The organism is Cognatiyoonia sp. IB215446 (genome assembly GCF_033963825.1).
Lineage (GTDB): Bacteria > Pseudomonadota > Alphaproteobacteria > Rhodobacterales > Rhodobacteraceae > Yoonia.
Map to the genome: position 1 here is coordinate 228,037 of NZ_JAXBMD010000001.1, position 20,296 is coordinate 248,332.

The window sequence follows — 20,296 nt, forward strand, 5'->3', positions numbered from 1 at the left end:
CCCCGCCTGCGGCATATTTGACAGGCAATAACACAGGGACCCCGCATGAACTGGATCACCAATTATGTCCGCCCAACTATCAACTCGCTCTTTTCGCGGCGTGAGGTGCCAGAGAACCTGTGGACCAAGTGCAACAATTGCGGAACCATGCTGTTTCACCGCGAACTGGCTGAGAACCTGAAGGTGTGCACCAATTGCGGCCACCACATGCCCATCGGGGCGCGGGACCGCTTGCATTCGGTTTTTGATGGCGGCGTGTTTGTTGAGGTGTCGGTGCCTGATGCGGTGCCCGATCCGCTGCATTTCCGGGACCAGAAACGCTACACCGACCGGATCAAAGAGGCGCGCAAGAAGACGGGCGAGAAAGATGCTATGCTGGTGGCCGAGGGCGAAATGGGCCGGACGCCTGTTGTTGTGGCCGTGCAGGACTTTTCCTTTATGGGCGGGTCGATGTCGATCTATGTCGGCAATGCGATTGTGGCTGCCGCGGAACGTGCGATTAAGCTGAAGCGCCCGCTGTTCCTCTTTTCCGCGGCAGGCGGTGCCCGGATGCAAGAGGGGATACTGGGCCTGATGCAGATGCCGCGCACGACGATAGCGGTGCAGATGCTCAAAGAGGCGGGGTTGCCTTACATCGTAGTGCTGACGCATCCAACGACCGGCGGGGTGACAGCATCATATGCGATGCTGGGCGATGTGCAGATCGCGGAGCCCAATGCGCTGATCGGTTTTGCCGGTGCGCGGGTGATTGAGCAGACGATTGGGGAGAAACTGCCGGAGGGGTTCCAGCGCGCTGAGTACCTTCTCGATCATGGCATGCTGGATCGCGTGACCAAGCGGACCGATCTGAAGGATGAACTGGTCACGATTGTGCGGCTGTTGATGCAGCAACCCGCCCCGGTGAAAGGTGACCTGCCCGCGCCTGAGATCACTTCGGACGCCGCATTGCAGCTTGAAAACCCGATTGCACCTGAAGAGGCGAAGTGACAGCCCGCTCTGATGTGATCCTGGAACGGATGATGGCCTTGCATCCCAAGGTCATTGATCTGGTGCTGGATCGTGTCTGGACCCTGTTGGACGCGGTAGGCAATCCGCAGGAACGCTTGCCACCCGTTATTCACATCGCGGGCACCAACGGCAAAGGATCAACGCAAGCGATGATCCGCGCGGGGCTGGAGCAAGGCGGCGCGCGTGTGCACGCATATACGTCACCCCATCTGGCGCGGTTTCATGAGCGGATCCGTGTCGCGGGGACGCTGATTTCCGAAGAGGCGCTGACAGAGGTTCTCGACCGCTGTTATGTGGCCAATGATGGCAAGCCGATTACCTATTTTGAGATCACGACAGTGGCCGCTCTGCTCGCCTTTGCCGAGGCGGAGGCGGATTACACGCTGTTGGAGGTTGGCCTGGGAGGGAGGCTCGATGCGACCAATGTGGTGGACAAGCCCCTGCTGACGGTGATCACCCCGGTGGACATGGATCACCAGCAGTTTTTGGGCGATACGCTGCCGCAGATTGCGGGTGAAAAGGCGGGGATTATCAAGCGCGGTGTGCCTTGTGTTGTAGGCCCGCAGCATGATGAGTGTATGGATGTGATTGAGCGGGTGGCGGGGGCGCTCGGCGCTCCGCTTCTCGCGCATGGGCAGCACTGGCACGTGACGACCGAGCGAGGGCGGCTGGTTTATCAGGATGAGACGGGTCTGTTGGATTTGCCGATGCCGAACCTGCCGGGGGCGCATCAGGTGATGAATGCCGGTGCAGCGATTGCTGCTTTGCGTGCGCTGGGCTGGGATGAGGCCGCGTGTGAAGCGGCGGTGACCCGCGCCGAGTGGCCCGCCCGGATGGAACGGCTGCGCAGCGGGCCTTTATGCGATCTGGCGGGCGCGGCGGAACTCTGGCTCGACGGCGGGCATAACCCGGCGGCGGGGCGGGCGATTGCGGCGACACTTAAAGACCTGCCCGCGCGTCCAACGCTTCTGATTTGTGGGATGCTGAAAACCAAGGATGTGGGTGGCTATTTGGCCCCTTTGGCAGAGGTGGCGGAAAGCCTGACCGCCGTGTCGATCCCCGGCGAAAGCGCCACTTTGACGGCGGATGAGACGGCGGATGCGGCAGAGGCCGTGGGCCTGCCCGCCACAACAGCCGACAGCGTCACTGCGGCAATTCGCCAGATTACCACCCAAAGCCCGAATGCGCGTATTCTCATCTGCGGATCGCTTTATCTGGCGGGCCATGTGATGCGGGAGAATGCGGTTTGATCCGGCTGTGTGCGATGATCTTAAGTGTCTTGGCCAGCAATGCGCAGGCCGCGCAATTCTATTTCTGCTGGCTGGGTGCGAATGATTATTCGATGGTCGGGCAGATGACGATCAAGCCATCGTCATTGAACAAACCGCTGGTCACGCAGGATGATGTGACCGAGTTTCGCATAGCCGGCTATCTGGAAGGCACGCTGCTTGGCAAATGGGATATGGCCACACGCGAGCCGGATGATAGCTGGATCCTGCACTTTGACCCGGCACGCAACGCCTTCATGACCCCTGGCGATGTCGGCCTGGGCGTCAGCCAGGCCTGGAACGCTGACGGCACGGCAGAGGATTGCGGCAATCCCGGATTTGGCTTCAACCTCGGGAATTACGCACAGGATTTCTGCCTGAATGGCGTCTGGATCGAGGAAAGCGGCATGCCGCCCGAGACCACGTTTCTCGTCAGCCCCACACCCGTTGACCCGCAATGCCGGGTCTACGCGCCCACAAGCTGATGTCGCTCTAACCTGGCTGCCGTTCGGCCCAGCCAGCAAAGATGCGTTCCAGTGCCACCACGACATAATAAAGTACGATGCCAAGTACGGCCAAGGCGATGAGCACCGCGAACATTAGCGGGTAGTCGGAATTCGTTTTGCCGCTGTCGAAAAGCGCGCCAAGGCCGCGGCCATGGGGGCTGACGATCTCCATCAGGTTGGTGCCAATGAAGGCGAGCGTGACGGAGACTTTGAGCGCCCCGAAAAACTCGGGCAGCGTTTTGGGCAGGGCGATTTTCCAGAAGATGGTGGTTTGGGACGCGCCGAGTGCGCGCAGGATATCGCGGTATTCAGGTTCGAGTGTTGAGAGACCAATGGAGACGGACACAGCAATCGGGAAGAAGGAAATCATGAAGGCGATCAGTACCGTGTTGAAGTCGTGCGCGCCGACAAACATCAGGGCGACGATGGGCACGACGGTTGCCTTGGGGATTGCGTTGAAACCGACGAGCAATGGATAAAGCGCGTCCCGCATTGTGCGCGAAAACCCCATGATCATGCCGATGGCCGTACCGACAACGATGGCCAGCAGCAGACCCAGCACTGTGCGCCATAGCGTCTGCCAGCCCATGATCAGGAACAGTTCCCAATAGCGTTGATAGGCCGGGATCAGGTCACTGGGGGAGGCCATCTTGAAATTCGGCCATCCCATAACCCAGACCAGCGCCTCCCACAGTACCAGAAAGATGATCATCGCTAAGGTGGGGACGAGGATTTTGCGCACGGTGGAGTTCATGATGCGGCCTCTTCCGGCGCGCGGCCCTGGGCGATTTCAATCTGGTGGCGCAGGGTCGCAAGGCGTCCGGCACCTTCTGGCGTATAAAGGTCATCAAGGCTGGGTGTGCCGTCGCGAGGGATGTCCATGACATATTGCGTCCGCGCAGGGCGACCGGAGAGAACAACAACCTGATCACCCAGAAAGATGGATTCGCGCAGATCATGGGTGATCAGGACGGCGGTAAAGGGTTCTTTTGCCTTCACCTCGTGCATGGTTTGCCAGAGGTCCTCGCGGGTGAAAGCGTCCAATGCACCAAAGGGTTCATCCAAGATCAGCACATCCGGCTGATGCACCAAGGCGCGGCAGAGCGAAGCGCGCTGGCGCATGCCGCCCGACAGTTCGGACGGGCGTTTCTCTTCGAAACCTTCAAGCCCGACCAGCGCAAGAAGCGACCGAGCGCGGTCCTCGGCAGCTTTGCCCTTGAGCCCGCCGGGCACAATTTCGAGGGGTAACATGACATTGCGCAGGATACTGCGCCATTCCAGCAGCACAGGGTTCTGAAAGGCCATCCCGACGGTTGAGCGTGGTCCTCTAACGAGTTCTCCATGCAACCAGACCTCGCCCTCATCCGGGCGCATCAGGCCGGCGATCAGCCGGGTCAGCGTGGATTTCCCGCAGCCAGACGGGCCAACCACGGCGCAAAAGCCGCCCTCTTGCACGGTGATATCAAGCCCATCCAGCACGGGCAGAGGGCCGCTGGCCGTTTCATAGGCGTGGCGCACGCCCTTGATCTCAATAAGTGGGGTCATTCTGGTTCACCTTGCGGGGCGACAAGGTCGCCCCACAAACCGCGCCTGTTAATTGAGTGGGAAGCCACCCTCTGGCAGGTAGGCATCGGTAAAATAGAGGCTCGCATCAGGTTCATTCTGGAACTCATAGACCATCTTGATCTGTTCAATGGCCGCATCCAGCCGGGCGGGATCAATCATTCCCATCCCGTTCGCCATCACGTGGTCGGTCAGGACATTGGCATCAATGGCCAGTTGCAGACGGCGCTGTTCGAGACCTGCATCAGCCGCCGGGTTGCGGTCGATGAGCGCGGGCATGACAGCGGCAGGATCGGCAATCGCGTCTTTCCAGCCCATGGCAACGGCCTCAAGGAACCCTGACACTACGTCGGCGTTGTCAGCGGCAAAGTCGGTGTTGACGATGATTGCATTGCCGTAAAGGTCGAGCCCGTAATCGGCCATGAGCAGCGTTGTGATGTCATCCTCTGGCACGCCGAGGCGCACGAGGTTCAGGTAGGAGCTGAAGGAAAAGCCCGTGATCGCGGCAACGTTACCTTCGGCCAGCATCGGTTCGCGGGTAGGGAAGCCCACGGGCTCAACGGTGATCGCATCGGAATCGAGGTCATTTTCAGCGGCAAAGATCGGGAATTGCGCCCATGCGCCATCGGGTGGCGGAGCGCCGAGGATTTTACCTTCGAGGTCGGACGGTTCCGACACGCCCAGCGAGGCGCGGCCAATGACCGCGAATGGTGGTTTGTCATAAACCATCATTACGGCAGTGACCGGCGCGTCAGGGTTCTGATCAAGGAAACGTATCAGGCTGTTGATGTCGGCAAAGCCGATAGGAAACGCGCCCGTCGCGACCTTCGGGATCGCATCCAGAGAGCCGGAACCCGCCGTGATCTCAACACTCAGACCAGCGCTTTCGAAATGGCCGTTGTCTATGGCGGCGAAATAAGGGGCGGCGGGGCCTTCGAATTTCCAGTCAAGCGCAAAGGGCACTTCGGTCGCATGTCCATCGGCAAAAGCGCCAGTGGCGGTCAGCGCCAGAGCGGCGACAAGATGGGTGTAGTGTCTCATGGAACAGGCCTCGCAATCATCTGAATTTCACGGATTTTAAACCACCGCATGTTGATCAAACACCGCGTCACAAGAAAAGGCATGCAGCGGGGCGACAGGATCAGGCAGCGCCTTCTACCTAGCAGCTGTTCAAATTTTTAGCAAATGTGCTGCTTTTTTGGGCATGGTGGGTGGGGTGAATAACAAACGGGGCGATAAGTAACTGTCATGGCAACATGAAGACGCGAGACTGCGGATCCTGATGGTCTACTTTTTTAGCAAAAGCATTCAACTGACCGGGGTGTTGCGAGACCCGACGCATCGGCTGCAATCGCAAAAACGTGCATGAGACACAGTCTTCTAAGACAGGCGTGCGGGACGAAGTCATTATAACAAAAACACTCGAAAACTTCAGCTTACAATTCGCATCGACCAGTCTTGCGCTTTGACTTCAAGGGTTTCGTCCCGCAGATAAAAATGAAAATGCCGCGAGCCAGAGCCTTCCATTGCGATCCAGGGCGTTTGTTCAGCGTCGTCGTTGGTATCTCCCGCAATCTCGTAGAACTCTCCCCAAGCCGGAGCAAGCTTGCTGAAGCGACATTGTCCGAGGTACCAACCTTCGTCATTGAGGCCTGTGATGCGGTATCTTGAGCAGCTCTCAAATCTAACCTCCATCCTCAAGACGTCCTCGAACTCAGGATGAAGAAATGGATTTGGCTTGAACCGCGCAACCAAACAGCGGTCGCCTTCGTTCACTGATAGGAGCGGCGCATTGGGTTCTGCATTCCAGCCAATATTGAGTTTCGTAAACTTCAACAGGTGCCTACTAGGTCTCTGATGGCTGTTGAGCGCCTCGTAGCAAACATCCGAAGAAGCTGCGGTATTTGCCACATTGGGATCGTTCTCTGCGTTCGCCGCTTATTTTTCATGCCTTCGATTTGAAATCCTAGCATCCCGATGCCGCGAAAAGGAGACCCATACTCATGTAAGCGTGCAGACTGTACTGGCGTGCGTTAACGACACTTGGCGCAGTCTTCCGGAAGAAATCATCTAGTTCTGATTGATCTTGCTACCCTTCATCGTGATATCACCGCCGGCCTTGACGTTGAACTTGCCCGACGCATCAAAGCTGATGTCCTTGCCCTCAACTGTGATCGTGCCGTCTTTCTTGAGCGTCATGACGGCGGAGCCGCATTTCAGCACGATGCTGTCAGCAGCTTCCAGCACCATTGCCTTGCCGGACTTGATCATCACGTCTTCTGTCACGTCATGGATCTGGCCTTTGCTGACCTTGACCGTTCGGCCACCCTGTCCCGTCCAGCTTTGGTCGCCTTTCAGCGTGATGGTTTCATTGCCGCCTACATCCTCTGTCCGGTTTCCGGCAATTGTCTGGCTCTCATTCCCGGCGATAGTCCATGAATTGTCGGACCCAATCGTGTGGCTTTGGTCGGCGCCTACGGTCACGGTGCGTGCGGCGCCAACGACTTGCGATTGTGCGGCGCCGACAATCCGGCTTTCGGCGGCACCCACATTGTCGGTACGGGCGACGGTGACGTTGATGCTCTGATTGGCGCCGACAGTCTGGCTGTGATTGGCGCCGATATCTTCGCTGCTATTGGCGGCGACGCTGATCGTTTCGTCCGCGCCTACGCTCAGTGACCGGTTCGCGCCAACGCTTTCGGTATCATCATTGCCAATGGTCACCGTGCGATTGACGCCAATCTCGGTTGTCTTGTTGTTGCCCACGTCCTCGGCCCGGTCCACGCCGATGGACTGGGTCGCGTTGTTGTCGACGCGTTCGGAAAAATCGTTCTGGATCAGGCGGCTTTCGTTATTCTTGATCAGCTCGTTATGGTCTTTTTGCGCCTGGAAATAGACCTCTTCCGAACCCGCTTTGTCCTCAAACCGCAACTCGTTATAGCCGCCCCCGCCGGGTGAGCTGTCGGATTTCCAGCCTGATTGAGTGGCGCTGCCCGGCAAGCCATAGGGCGGCATCTGGGCGGCGTTATAGACGCGGCCCGTGATGATCGGCTGATCGGGGTCACCTTCGAGGAAGTCGACGATGACCTCCTGCCCGATGCGGGGGATCTGGATGAAGCCGTAGCCCGATCCTGCCCAGGCTGCGCTGACGCGCACAAAACACGACGAGTTTTCGTCGTTCGCGCCCAGGCGATCCCAATGGAATTGCACCTTCACGCGGGCATATTCATCCGTGAAAATCTCTTCTCCCGAAGGGCCTACCACGACAGCCGTTTGTGGCCCGCGCATCACCGGCTTTGGCGTGATGCGGGGCGGACGGTATTCCTCTGTTGTGAGGGTCAGGGCGAGGGTGATCTGAAACCCCTCTTCGACATCACGACCCAGCGCTGCATATTGGCCATCCCAGATATCATAGTCGGTGCGTAGGATGGCATATTCCGCATTCTCGGCCTCGCGCCAGAAATCTGTCAGCTCAAACAGATGGCCGCTATGGATGCCGCGCGCTGTCGCTTGGGCGCAGGCGCGGGCGCAGGGTGATTTCAGGGTCTGCATCCGCACGACAGCAAGCGCATCACCGCGATCAAGCTCGGTATAGGTGCCGGGATAATGGTAGGCTTCAAGGTCGCCCAGATCGTGCTCACCGGGATTGACCGACTTGCCCATCAGATCGGCGGCGGGCTTGGTGAAGTCATAATCGGTATGGGTGAATTCCCCGGTGGTGACCTGTGCATCCCAGGTCCAACGGGTGATGAAATCGCGGTTCTCAAAGCTCGGGGGGAGATCGGGTGAAAAGGCGATCTGTTCCTGCCCATCTGCCGGGGCCAGCGCGCTAAGCGTATCGACGAGGATCAGCGTATGCGCGCCATCTTCAAACTCGAAGAAGGTGAATATCCCCTCATGCTCCATCCAGCGCATGAGGAAATCGAGGTCACTTTCCCCGTATTGGACGCAATAGGGGATCGGATCATAGGTGTTCTGCAGGCGGTTTTCGAACTTTGCCGCCGGATAGGCCGCAAAGACCTCTTCGATGATCTCCACAATCGACAGGTTCTGGAAAATGCGGTTATCGGTGGATTTCGAAAGAAACCACAGCCAGGGCCGCAATTGCGCGCGATAGCTGGCTTGCCTGTCGGTGATCTCGATCATGCTGAGCCTATCGACTAGACCATGCAGAAATACAGGTTCCTCATCTTCATGGCCAATGCGCAGCGTGATCCCTTGCCCCAGAAGATCGGCGGCTGCGATGTCCAGATCCTCGCTGATCATGTCGATATCGAAAGCAAAGCATTCCCCTATCGCGTCATGGCCCTGCATCCGCGAAAACAAGAGCGTGTCGGGGCCAAGCGGCGTCGTTATCGTGAATTCGCGTCCTTGAGGCATGGGTCAGATCGCTTTCATTCAAAAATCGTCGCAACTATCGTCATTGCTTGCAATACCCTTGTAACATAACCGAATTCGGGCGCGGCGTAAGTCACCTCATCACAATTGGTCAGGACATTGCAGCGTTTGCATCAACTGCCGGACCGAAACCGGATTGATCGGGTCGGCAAAGCTGAGTTCGACAAAAAGCCGCCCCGTGGCATCGCGCATATCCACCAGAAACCGGCGCCCTTCGTCGCGTGGGCGCAAGCGCAGATCGTCCAGCAGCCGCAGCATCCCCCAGGGTCCGGTACGTGTGAGCGTGTCGCTGGGTTCAGCCCCTACGAATTGCAAGGCGATGCCCTGCGCGGCGGCGGGGCCGGGCCAGTCGACCGGAGCGGGAGTGGTGTTGGCGCCCATCGGCACCTCGACCCCGCCGAGACGCAGCGTGGCAGACCCACGCTCGGCCAGCGTTGTGATCGTTACATCTGCGCCCAGTGTTCCACCCTCGAACATGCCTGCGCTGATTGTCATTGCTTGTTCCAGAAAGGCGGCTGTGTCGGGGGACAAACCGGCAAAGCGTGCTTCAGTTTTCCAGCGCCATGGACTGATTTCGGTATCGAGGTTGGGTGCGGCGAACTGACGGAAGAAGACCGGAATCGCGCCTGCGGGCCCCAGCATTTGTTCCACGGTGGATGGCGTGACCGGTGGCCCTTCGCCAAACGGGAACCGACCCGTGAGCGCCCGCGTGCATTGCGCATGAACGCGGGTCCAGGCGCGTCCGAGCGGGGTGTCGTCGGCATTGCCACCGCTGATCTGTGCCAAAGTATCCTCGACCAGAAGTGCGACGACGCGTGGCGCCGCACGCAGCGATTGGATCGATTGCGCACGGGTCGCCACGCTCATGATCGCGTCATCGCCGCGCGCCTGATCGAGATCGCGGGTACTGAGTGCTACGTTGACGCTGGCGAAGAGTGCGGCGATTTCGTCCATGCGGCCCTGTTCGACATATTGGATCATCGGGCCGAAGGTACGAGCGACGTCTTGCAGCAAAGGGCGCGGACGGGCGCGGTCGGTGCCACCGACCTGCAGCCAGACCTCTTCGAGAAGTGCGGGAAGGGGCGATTGCGCTTGCGACAGTGTCCCCGACACGATGATGGCGGTCTGCGGCTCATCAAAGGGGAGAACCCGCAGATCAGAGAGCCAATCCTGCCAGACACGGATCGTCTCGGCCTGCTGGCGCGCCAGCACCAGATCGGGCGTGTTGTTGAGGCGCGGCAAATCCTGCCCGAAAAGCGGTAAGGCCAGATCACGGGTTTTCTGCACCGCCACACCTGCCGCTACATCGCGCGCGGCCTCCCACCCAGCAATGGTGTAAAGCCCCGCCACCTGCAATGGCGCGCCAGAGCGACGGTAAGCCACCTGCCCAAGCCGTGGCACGGATTGTTGCGCATCCCAGACCGGCAGTTCGGCGATGTCGGGCGCGCGCAGCATTTCAAGCCAGGCGCGGTCCGCCTCTTCGGTTTCGGCGGCAAAGCCGCGCGCCTGTTCCATGATCAGCGGATCGGGCGGCGGCAGATCGGTCACCGGGCCGGGGATCAGCGCCACATGATCGGCAAAGCCTTGCAGGCCAAACGCCTCTTCCCGGGCCGCGACCCATCCGGCGAGAAAGTGCGGCTCCCACGCCGTCAGCCCCGTCAGAATGCCATGTGCCCGGATCGTGTCGTAAAGGGCCAGTCCCTGCCCTTCGGTGGCCAGTGCCAGCTCAATCGCCTCACCAAGCAGTGGTGTTGCCACTTCGCTGACCGTCTCTTGATACCGCATCTGTGCGCTGCCTACCGCGTCGGCAAAAGGCAAGGTGATCATGCCGCGAAGCGGAGCCTGAGTTGTTGCCGCGCGCACATGCACCAGATCACCCGACAGCGTGTTCAATATCTCGACAACCTGTGCGCTTTGCCCCGTAATTCCGCCGGTCAGCTCGTCTTCGAGTGCCGCGTAGGCGTCAAGCGCTTGGCGGTGAAAGCGTGCTTCAAGATAGGCCGCGTAAGACCCAACGCCGAGGGTTAGCAAAACCAACATGACAAGCACCGCAGAAATACCAGTGCGGCCCCGCTTCGGTGGTGTTACCTGCCGCATGTCCGACATCTGGCGCTGGCAATGATCCAGAAACGCGGCCAGATCGGCGAAATCCGACCCTTGTTCTTTGGCTACATTGGCAAAATGCATGATCTCGGACTTGCCGATATCACGGCCTTCAAACAGGCTTTGCCGGGCATGACCTGACCAGGCGGTCAGGTCAGCTTTGCTGCGTTGGCGGACCACCTGATCGGCCCAAGTGGCCAGCGCCAGCCTTGCGGGGCGTATTTGAACATTCGGCACATTGTTGTCCGCGCAATCGGCGGCAAACCGGTCGAGCCGCACGGCCAATTCATCCGACAACCTGCCAAGGTTGCGCATCTGCTTCGGGGTGAGATGGGTCAGAAATTCTTCGAAAGGTGCCGCTTGCGCCCGGAAAACCGCGCCCTCATCGCCCGGCTGCATCAGATCTGCCCGTCCGCCGCCCACTGGCGCAGGGTTTCGACGCCCACCTCAAAATGCATCGAATCCTCGCGCGAATAGGTCGCGCCCCAATACCAGCCCTCTTCATTGAAAAGCTCGGCAATCAGCAGCAGCCCAAATTGCGTGCTGCCATCAGCAAAATCATCGAGGTCATTGGCCAGGGTGATATCCACCGCAGTGCCCCAGCTGTGATTGGAGATCGACGAACTGGAGCCGCGGATCAACCGTACACAAAGTCCGCCTGCGGTCCCGACAGCGGCGTAAATATCCGGCTCTGTCTCTTGCAGACGGCCCATGATCCGTTCGAGCGAGTCGAGTGCCGGTTTGATCATGGTCACGCGGATCGGGCCAATCTGCCGCGTCTCAAGCAGGGCGCGCAGTTCGGGGTTCGTCACATTGCGGCACGTGCTGTCATATTGCCCGCGCGGCTGGCCAAGCAGTTCGAGCATCACCCGATTGCCGGGCTGCGTGACGCCACGGTTGAACCGATCCCGTGCAAGGATCATTTCCTCCGTCAACTCAACCACTTCGCCATGATCACCCGGATCATCGACCGTGTCCGGGATAATCGATGTAGTCACCTGGGCGCTTTGGGCGGTGGCTGCAGCCTCAAGTGCGGATTGCAGTCTGGCGATCTCTTCTTGCGCCGTCGCAAGCGCTTGTTCAGCGGCCACCTGATCAGCCCGTGCGGCACGCAATTCAACCTCGGCCCTGTTCAATCGCACCAGCGCACCGCCATCATCGGTCTGCAACAGAACAGAGACGATGGCAAAGACCAGACCGCCCAGCACCAGACCAATCGCAACGATCAGTGGGCCCGCAAGTCCGGTTCCGCGCATGCCCTAAACCTCCGTCGCGGCGATCACGATGACCGAGACATTGTCGGGCGCGCCCGCAGCAAGTGCCGCATGCATGAGAGCTGCCGCCGTTTCCTTAGGATCCGAATGTGCGTTCATGATCTGCGCGATGGCATGGTCGGACACACATGTCGTCAGACCGTCACTACACAGCATGATCCGGTCACCGGCAAGCATGGGCAGAGTGGCGCTGTCGATGGCAACTGTTGGCTCCACCCCCATGGCGCGGGTGATCACGTTGCGTTCGGGATGGGTTGCGGCCTCTTCCGGTCCAAGCAAACCCTCATCCACCATTTCCTGCACGCGCGAATGATCATGCGACAATTGCCGCAGGCGCCCGCCGCGCGACAGATAGATGCGGCTGTCCCCGACCCAGGCCAGATACGACACATTTTCTTGCAAAAAGGCCACCACCAGCGTCGCCCCAATCGTGCGCCCGCGCCGGATCATCATCGCATGAATGTCGGTGTTGATCCGCGTAATCTGCTCGGACAGCATCACCTCAGGTTCGTCCCCGTCCGCAAGATTGGCAAGGCCATCCACCACCATATCGGCAGCGATATCACCATGTCCATGCCCGCCCATACCGTCAGCAACGACCCAAAGCTGTCCCGCCGGATCAAGCAAAATCGCATCCTCATTGCGTTCGCGCACGTGGCCCACATGGGTATAGCCCGCGCCGGAAAACCGAAGCGCAGGCGAGGTCATTGCTCAAGGGCCAGAGAAGGGGTGAAAACGCTGCAGCTAGGATGGTTGAAATAGGCCATGCGGTACCGACCAAACGTTGCAATGGCCCGAGTTTACCGCAATACTATTAGAGGTACTAATCCTTTTTCAGATGGGGATTGATATGAGAAAACTTCATTTTGTGACTGCTTTGATGATAGGTGCGATGTCCTTGCCTGCTGCGGCGCAGGACATTGACGAAAGCGAAATTCTGTCGCTGTTTGAGGCGCAGCGATCTGCCTTTACCGAATTGCGTGAAGGTGGGCAGTTGCGCACACGTGGGCTGACGCTTGTGACTGTCGATGATGTTGAACCGTCTGGCCTTGAAGAGGTCGAAACGCCGGACAGTCCTAGCGTTGGTGCAGAGCTTGCGCCCCTTGAGCCCACCACGGATACAACCGTTGCCCAAACAGCGCCGACAGCGCCCGTCGCGCCGACCACCGACAGCGTGATGTTTGGGCGGCTTGACCCGACCCTGCAGGTGAACCTTTTCGTGAAGTTCGACTTTGACTCAGCGGCCATTGCTGATGATCAAAAACCAACCTTGGACCGCATGTGCGTGGTGATGCGCGATAGCGACATCAACGTCTTCCAGATCGTCGGTCATACCGACACCGCCGGTTCGGATACATATAACGAACGTCTCTCTCGACTGCGCGCGGAGGAAGTGGCACGCTATCTCGTGGGCAGTTGTGAGATTGCGGCGGATCGGCTCACCACATTGGGCATGGGTGAACGCTTCCCGATCAATGCGAGTGATACACGCGCGGATGAAAACCGCAGGGTCGAGTTCCAGGCGCTGAGCTAGGCGGGCTCATTAGGCTCTTTTGTGTAGATCAGGTCGCTTTGGGCGCGGCTGGCAATGACGCCAGCAGCGTATCGGCATCAATTGCTGTGCTCACCGCGTCGCTGAGGCGAACGGTAATCTGATCGCACCATTCATTTATGCTGGTGGCCCCGCCCGCAGGTTCCAGTATCACCGCTACAACCGGAAAAACGCGTCCTGACTTGTCATGGCTGGGTAGGATGACCGCAGTGATCGGAGTGCCTGCCAGTGTTAGGCTTTTGCATAACCCGCCATCCGGGAGTGTCTCTTGTCCGATATTTTGGGTGATCCACTGGTCGAGCGATTTGCGCAACGGGCCGGGCAGACCACGGCTGATGAAGTCGCCATGCGCCGGCAGTTTGCCAAAAAGGCCAACCCCCATATTCAGAAGCCTTCAGCGCAGCGGAAGCCAGAGAATATCTGCAGATCAAACGGGTTGATGACGCTGCTGGCAATCAGGTCGTAAGTGGCGCTGTAGCCGCCCTCTGCAAGGGTTAGCATAAACAGATCTGGTGATGCGGTAGGGCTCAGTTGCCCCTGACCGATAAGCCTCAGTATCGCCCAGGAACCGGTTACGGTGCGCCGCGCCTCGGGCCCACCTTCCAACGGCGTGAATGAAAGGGCGATCATATTGCTCCCACCCGGCCCCGGCCATGCCATTCTTTGCGCACCGGCATTCGCATGAAAGTAGCTAAGGGATTGGCCATCCACGTCGAGTGTCACACGGGACGCGTTCGGACTGAGATCGACCGGCTGCAAATTGAACCCGATCACCGGCCCAGCACCGCCGGGGAAGAGGGCATCCCGGATCGCGCGGGCGTTTTCAAATGGGGCAAGCGCCTCGGGGCTCAGACCGAAATCCGCCCGCCAGGACCAGGGCCGGGTATTCGTATCGACATATTGTGCCAGGCTGTTCTCGATAAAGCTGTCGATCAGCCCGCCTGCACCTAAAAGCCGCGCGAAATCCAGGGTATTTACGTCAATGCCGCTAGATTGATCGAACGGATACCGGCCGCGGGTCGCGGATGTGCAGAAGGGCAGCACATCAGAGCGCCATTTCGCGTTGAGCTGTGCCACAATCGCGTCGCGGGTCACGGCGGTTGTGTCGCCTGCGATGCCGGTGATCCAGTCGTCGATCGGGTCAGGCAGGATCGCTGCTTCGTTCGCGATGGCTCCGGTCAGTACTGGTAGTCCGCCGGATGAGAGCAGTGCCGCCTGCGGATTGGGGCTGGCCGAGACGATCTGCAATTCGTTTGAGAGGGCCACGAGGGCAGCTTGCGTGTCGGTTAGCAATGGCGGTTGGCCGTCGACCTCGGCGATTGTGGCACGCAGTGGTTTGAAATGCTCTGCCACGCGCATGCCACTTGTTGCCTCTTCCGCCCCCGCGCCGCCAAGCTGTGCGGTCAGGCCGGTATTCTTGCCCAGCTTCGTCAAACCGGCGAGGCGCCGTTGCGCTGCGGCAAGCACGGAATCTGTCGCTGCGTCTGCGGCGGCCTCAGCGTCAGAGGGCCGCGTTAGATCGGTCTCGGCGACCACGGCGGTGAGCAGCCGTTGCAGCGAGGAATCAGCTGACGACAGGTCACGCAGATTGCGGGTCGCCGTTTGCAGATCGGTGATCGGCGCGATGCGCAGATCGCGCAACAGGCTGTCCCATTGGGCGATGTATTCGTCGTAATAAAGCTTGGCGATATCCGCCTCGATACTGTCGGCAGAGGCATCGGCGCTTTCCGGACAGCCGCCCGCAAAGACGGTGCGGTCCACAGCGGCCTGCACGGCAACGGCACCGATGCGCGGCGCGACCGTTTCGTGAAAACCGCTGTAGGTGAAGGCACCCGGCAGGCCGATCCGCAGGGTCTTGTCAGAAAGCCGCGTGAACGTCTGCGCGCCGTTGGGACCCACATGTGCGGCTGGTGTCCAGTCGGGCAGATTAGCCACTGCGGGATCTCCGAGCAAGGCGCGATAGGCGCGCAGGCTGATCGGAATGGAACAGACACTTTCGAGCGCTGCGGTCACCAAAGCCGGGTCAGGGGCGGGCCACTCGGTGGAGAGCGCCATCACCTCAATCGCCGCCACTTGGTGTTCGAGCGCCTCCGCATCCGGGAATGGGTCAAGCGGGGCGTATTGCGGCAGACCGTTTTGCCACCAGCCGGTGACGAAATCCGCGTCAAACGGCGCGAGCCCCGTCATCATCTGATAGGTCTTGAGCGCGCCTAGGAGGTATTCCGGGTCACGGATCTGACGCCACATCGTGGCCTCCAACAGCGCCACCATGCGCGGACGCAGGATGTGGTCAAGGCCACGTGTATAGGCGATATTCTGGGCGTAAGCGCGCTCTGCCAATGCTGTCGGGCCGATCCGCGCGAGAAAGCCTGCCGGTTCGCCAGCGCTCGCGCGGCTGATCTCGCCCATCGCATCAAGGGCTAGCGGCATATCCAGCGGATCGGTCGGCGCCTGCCGCGAGGCGATGTTGGAGAGCCGCGCGCTCAGACCCGTGAGCGTTTCGCCATAGGCCGTGATCGCCCGGTTTTGCTGTACGTAGGATGCAAGGAAGGTGCCACCCGCAACCAACGTACTGACGCAGGCCGCTGCAAGCGTGCCTTGCCAGATCCAGCGGCGGCGGTCTTCCGACTTTGGATCGAAGGCCCCAAGCCCCGCCTCTGGAAAGATCAGATCTGTCAGGAGATTGCGCAGAAAGAAGGACCGCTTTTCGCCGCTATGGCGTGCGCTGATTGCGGGCCGTGGCAGGCCGAAATTGGCCGCGATCCCGCCGACCAGCACGTCCACCGGAGAGCCTTCTTGCGTGGCAGACGTAAAATAGAATCCGCGCAGGTTCCCCGGATCGTCAAAACGGCTTTCGCCAAAGACCGTCTCGATCAGCTGTTTCAACGGGCGCGTGAGCGCCTCAAGCTGCGCGGGAAAGCGGAACGCGGCGGCTCGGTCGGCGACCGGGATATCATCGGCCACGCGGTTGGTCGTGCGATGCTCCAACGCGCCCAGCAGCGCCTTCATCTCTTGCTCAACCGTGTCGCCATGCACGCGCGCGCCGACGGGCAGTGTCGCGCCCCAGACCTGCTCCCGCTCGCGGGTGGAAAGGTGGTTAAAGAACGCCTCAAACCCGACGATCAGATCGGCCTTGGTGATCAGCAGATAGACGGGCAGGTCGATCCCAAGCTCATCGCGCAACTCAGCGAGGCGTTTGCGGATCTGGCGGCCATGTTCGCGCAGTTCCGCTTCGTCGTCCGTCAGTTCCTGCACCGAAAGGGTCAGGATCACACCATTCAACGCCCGCCGTCCCCGGTGTTTTTTCAACACGCGCAGGAAGCCGAACCATTCAGTCGAATCCACATCAGGGTCGCTTTTCTGTTCGATATAGCGCCCTGCCGTGTCGATCAGCACGACATCTTCGGTAAAAAACCAATCGCAATTGCGGGTGCCGCCGATGCCCTTGAGGTCATCAGTCAGATCAAGCGGGAAATGCAGGCCAGATTGTTTGAGCGCTGTGGTCTTGCCGGTGCCAGGCGGGCCGATGATCACGTACCACGGCATGTCGCGGACAAACTTGCGCCCGCCGAGTTTCGAGCGTTTGACCTGGCTCAGCACGTTCTGGAACTTCTTCTGTACCTCGGCCACATTTTCTTCGCCCGGGGCGGCAGGTGCCGGCTCTTCAGGCCCAGCGAGTTCGGTCACGAACATCCGGTTTGCCCGTGCTGCTCGCAATTGCCGCAACAGCATCGAGACGAGCCAGGCGATCACGATCAGCCCAATCAGGATGATCCGCGCGATGGGCGAGGCCAGCGGGACGGCAGTGCCGAACTGCAGCAGTGCGCCATAAAACCAGATCACCAGGCATAGCAGTGTGATCCCGATCAGCGTCCAGAGAAGGCGGGAAAACAGAAAGCCGAAGATGGTTTTGACAAAGCCCATGGATCAGAACCTTTTGGCGATGATGATTTCGACCCTGCGATTGCGCGCGCGCCCTTCGCGGGTGGCGTTGTCGCCAATGGGTTCGGTCGCGGCCTTGCCGGAGGCGGTGATCAGATCGGCAGCAACGCCCGATGCGATCAGAAGATCGGCGATGGTTTGCGCCCGCGCTTCGCTCAGGCCCTGATTGGTGGCGAATGGATTGCTGCGCTGGACCGGGATGCTGTCAGTATGGCCCACGACCGAAACACCGCCGACGAAGTCACCATTTTCGATGATCACGCGCGCGATAGAGGCGATCAGATCGCGATACTCTTCATTGATCTCGGCCTGGGCCGAGCGGAAAACCTCTGGTTCGGTTGCCTGTACGGCGATCACGACAAGCGAGACATCCTCGCGCCCGGTCAGCGCGGGCAGGTCGTCGGGCGGGGCCGCGTCGGCAAAAAGTGGCAGAAGGTCGAGCGAAACCGTCTCAAGCTCGATCTCAGGCGGGGGTTCGGTATCGCGGACGGGGCGGAAGATCGCCGCACGCTCTGGCGGTGGCAGGACATTGGCAAGGGCATATAGCCTCTCGGACTGGCCGGTCAGGCGCATCGAGAGGCCGACATAGATCATCAACATGACCACGACGGCGATAATCGCGATAGCCCAGTAGGGCACCGCGAAAGCCTGTTTTTCCGGCGGCGCATCGACGCCTTTCCAGTTTGGGGAAAGCGGTTTGTCATCAGCTTCTGCATCGCGCACATAGCGCGAGATCTGCGCCCGCAGACTGCTCAGCGCGCTCGCGCCATTGCTGCCGGTGACGCGGTGCATGCCGCGAAAGCCGAAAGACAGGCATAGAAAAACCAGTTCAAGCATGTCGCGGTCGCTGTCGGGAAAACGCAAGAGCTCATCGGTCCGGGCAAAGAACCTCTCACCCGCATCCACATCGCCATAAAGTGCTGCGACCAGCGGCTGCCGGGGCCAGGATGATTGCCCGCCCCAGGGTGTGTTGAGCGCGATGTCGTCCAGCAGGGCCGCAACAAACCACGCCGCCTGATCCGCGCGCGAAAGCGGCACGCCTGACGAAACGGCCTGATCGCGGGCATAGGTCAGGTTGTCAAGAAGACGCGCGCGCAGTGTTTCGGGGTCTTCGACCATGGTGGCCGATCCAAGTTCCGGGGCGAGGCCCAAAAGTAACGAGAACGCCGCGATCAGGGGATTGTCGCTGGCCCGCGTGGCGCGCATCCGGGCGGATGTGTCAGTGTAGGTCGCTGTTTGTGCTACAGGTGCCTGCGCGGGCGCAGGCGCAGGACGATTGGCCTTCGCGGGCCTGATCCGGGTGCGTCCGGCGTCTGTTTCCAGACCGAAGGGATCATCCTTTGTCATCGTTTCACGGCGTAGCAATCAATCAACGGCGGTTTTTCCAGCTTGCCCGCAACCCCGATCACAAAGCCCGGCGCATCGGCCAGTTTCGCCCAATGATCCGATGTTCGGTCAAGTTCAAGGCACAGCCTGTCCCCATCATAGGGGATTTCGCGCGGTTGCGAATGCAAAGGTTTGAGAGCGATGCCCGTCAGCTTGGACTTCCAGAGCGCATCAAATTCGTCAGCAGCCCCGATGGTGGCCTGTTCGACAAAGATCTTGCGCAACATCTCTTCCGACATCTCGCCCCCGACACGCAGCACGATCCGGTGTTTGTTGATGATATCCGTATTGTCGATCCGCACGGTCCAGACGTTTTCTGCATGGTTGGCGACCTGCAGTGCCTGGCTTTTGACCTCCACATGGCGCAGCGACAGGATGAGTGAGCGCAGGGTGTCCGCAATGGCAGCGAAACCCGCCTGCGGGTCGTCATGGGCATAGGCGGGCAGTTCCGACATGCGCCGTGAAGAGCTGCCAAAGGTCGCCATGCGCCCGGCGAGGCCCGCGAGCTCAAAGAACAGCTCGGAGGGGTGAAACATGTCCTGCGTCATCATATGGGCGATGCGGGGATGGGCGGTGTTGGCAAGCTCCAGGATCAGCAGGTTCTCGACCGAGGCACCGGCCCCGCGCATCACGATATCGCCATGCGCTTGCCGGATCCGGTCTAGCCCGGTCAGCACCTCTTGCAGGAAGGTCGCGTACCAGGGGCTGGCAGAGGTGACGAGCGCTGGCGGCAGAAAGGCTGCATCAAGCGCGACCGAGCCGTCTGCATGCAGCCCGTTGATGCGGGCGATGGGCATGCAGCTATAACCATCCGTCGCGGCCTTGGGCAGGAAGAGGCGCGGGGCGAGGCGGGCAACTTCGATCTCGGTCGGATCGGCGCCGCCTTTGATCGTGTCGCGCACGGTTGCGATTTGGCCAGTGTAGCGCGCGCCTGCCGCACCGGTGCTTTCCGGATCCATTGTTGCTGCACCGCTTTGCACCGCCGGGATGCCCAGCATCACAAGCCCCGCATGGGTGCTGGCAGACACGGTCGCCGCCTTGAGCCCCGTTGTCATTTCGGGCAGCGAAAACGGCGTGCCATCGGGAAAGATACCTTGAGCAGCATCGACGCCAATCTGACCCGCCTCCAACGCCGCCTTATCGAGGGTCAAGTGACGAAACCCGAAATTCTGATGCGACGCAGCCAGCATCGCGCCCCGAATAAGTGCATCGGTGTGCCGATCTTGCTGCTGGAAGTGCTGCGGGCGGAGGAACAGACCCTCTGACCAGACAACGCGGTTTGTGTCGCTCATATAT

General features: G+C 60.1%; 16 protein-coding genes. 4 read left to right on the forward strand and 12 right to left on the reverse strand.

Going from position 1 to position 20,296, the window contains the following annotated elements:
* The first annotated feature begins 45 nt into the window (after positions 1 to 45).
* The 3 genes from accD to SLH49_RS01195 are packed head-to-tail and all read left to right on the forward strand — an operon-like array spanning position 46 to position 2,761.
* The gene (gene accD / locus SLH49_RS01185; RefSeq protein ID WP_320267346.1) at positions 46 to 987 is read left to right on the forward strand and encodes an acetyl-CoA carboxylase, carboxyltransferase subunit beta; all 942 of its coding nucleotides are present in this window, start codon (positions 46 to 48) and stop codon (positions 985 to 987) included.
* Positions 984 to 2,258, forward strand: coding sequence for a folylpolyglutamate synthase/dihydrofolate synthase family protein (locus SLH49_RS01190; protein WP_320267347.1), 1,275 nt, complete (start codon positions 984 to 986; stop codon positions 2,256 to 2,258). Before accD ends, SLH49_RS01190 begins: the two co-directional genes overlap by 4 nt.
* 14 nt (positions 2,259 to 2,272) lie before the next feature.
* Complete coding sequence (locus SLH49_RS01195; protein WP_320267348.1) at positions 2,273 to 2,761, forward strand: hypothetical protein; 489 nt, start codon at positions 2,273 to 2,275, stop codon at positions 2,759 to 2,761.
* A 7-nt stretch (positions 2,762 to 2,768) separates the two neighbouring features.
* On the opposite strand, the gene SLH49_RS01200 is transcribed toward SLH49_RS01195, so the two are convergent.
* The 8 genes from SLH49_RS01200 to SLH49_RS01235 form a co-directional block, all read right to left on the reverse strand.
* Positions 2,769 to 3,536, reverse strand: a complete 768-nt coding sequence (locus tag SLH49_RS01200; protein WP_320267349.1) for an ABC transporter permease — start codon at positions 3,534 to 3,536, stop codon at positions 2,769 to 2,771.
* Entirely contained in the window at positions 3,533 to 4,327 is a 795-nt protein-coding gene (locus SLH49_RS01205; protein WP_320267350.1) for an ABC transporter ATP-binding protein, read from the reverse strand. Before SLH49_RS01205 ends, SLH49_RS01200 begins: the two co-directional genes overlap by 4 nt.
* A 48-nt stretch (positions 4,328 to 4,375) precedes the next feature.
* Positions 4,376 to 5,386 carry an ABC transporter substrate-binding protein gene (locus SLH49_RS01210; RefSeq protein ID WP_320267351.1) on the reverse strand — a complete coding sequence of 337 codons (1,011 nt, stop codon included), beginning with the start codon at positions 5,384 to 5,386 and terminating at the stop codon, positions 4,376 to 4,378.
* A 390-nt stretch (positions 5,387 to 5,776) separates the two neighbouring features.
* Entirely contained in the window at positions 5,777 to 6,181 is a 405-nt protein-coding gene (locus SLH49_RS01215) for a hypothetical protein (protein WP_320267352.1), read from the reverse strand.
* Positions 6,182 to 6,415: 234 nt separating this feature from the next.
* The gene (locus SLH49_RS01220) at positions 6,416 to 8,725 is read right to left on the reverse strand and encodes a type VI secretion system Vgr family protein (protein WP_320267353.1); all 2,310 of its coding nucleotides are present in this window, start codon (positions 8,723 to 8,725) and stop codon (positions 6,416 to 6,418) included.
* Positions 8,726 to 8,824: 99 nt separating this feature from the next.
* Positions 8,825 to 11,245 carry an ImcF-related family protein gene (locus tag SLH49_RS01225; protein WP_320267354.1) on the reverse strand — a complete coding sequence of 807 codons (2,421 nt, stop codon included), beginning with the start codon at positions 11,243 to 11,245 and terminating at the stop codon, positions 8,825 to 8,827.
* Positions 11,245 to 12,102 carry a M15 family metallopeptidase gene (locus tag SLH49_RS01230; RefSeq protein WP_320267355.1) on the reverse strand — a complete coding sequence of 286 codons (858 nt, stop codon included), beginning with the start codon at positions 12,100 to 12,102 and terminating at the stop codon, positions 11,245 to 11,247. Before SLH49_RS01230 ends, SLH49_RS01225 begins: the two co-directional genes overlap by 1 nt.
* Before the next feature lie 3 nt (positions 12,103 to 12,105).
* Positions 12,106 to 12,828, reverse strand: coding sequence for a PP2C family protein-serine/threonine phosphatase (locus SLH49_RS01235; protein WP_320267356.1), 723 nt, complete (start codon positions 12,826 to 12,828; stop codon positions 12,106 to 12,108).
* A 142-nt stretch (positions 12,829 to 12,970) separates the two neighbouring features.
* Between SLH49_RS01235 and SLH49_RS01240 the strand changes: the two genes are divergently transcribed.
* Positions 12,971 to 13,654, forward strand: a complete 684-nt coding sequence (locus SLH49_RS01240) for an OmpA family protein (RefSeq protein WP_320267357.1) — start codon at positions 12,971 to 12,973, stop codon at positions 13,652 to 13,654.
* A 28-nt stretch (positions 13,655 to 13,682) separates the two neighbouring features.
* On the opposite strand, the gene SLH49_RS01245 is transcribed toward SLH49_RS01240, so the two are convergent.
* From SLH49_RS01245 to tssK, 4 genes are read right to left on the reverse strand one after another with little or no spacing between them, the layout of a single operon-like run.
* Positions 13,683 to 14,054, reverse strand: coding sequence for a TagF domain-containing protein (locus SLH49_RS01245; protein ID WP_320267358.1), 372 nt, complete (start codon positions 14,052 to 14,054; stop codon positions 13,683 to 13,685).
* Positions 14,055 to 14,056: 2 nt separating this feature from the next.
* On the reverse strand, positions 14,057 to 17,596 hold the full coding sequence (gene tssM, locus SLH49_RS01250; RefSeq protein WP_320267359.1) for a type VI secretion system membrane subunit TssM: 3,540 nt from the start codon (positions 17,594 to 17,596) through the stop codon (positions 14,057 to 14,059).
* Positions 17,597 to 17,599: 3 nt separating this feature from the next.
* Positions 17,600 to 18,961 carry a type IVB secretion system protein IcmH/DotU gene (gene icmH / locus SLH49_RS01255; RefSeq protein ID WP_320267360.1) on the reverse strand — a complete coding sequence of 454 codons (1,362 nt, stop codon included), beginning with the start codon at positions 18,959 to 18,961 and terminating at the stop codon, positions 17,600 to 17,602.
* Positions 18,958 to 20,292, reverse strand: coding sequence for a type VI secretion system baseplate subunit TssK (gene tssK, locus SLH49_RS01260; RefSeq protein WP_320267361.1), 1,335 nt, complete (start codon positions 20,290 to 20,292; stop codon positions 18,958 to 18,960). The genes icmH and tssK overlap by 4 nt, the downstream gene beginning before the upstream one ends.
* Between the last annotated feature and the right edge of the window lie 4 nt (positions 20,293 to 20,296).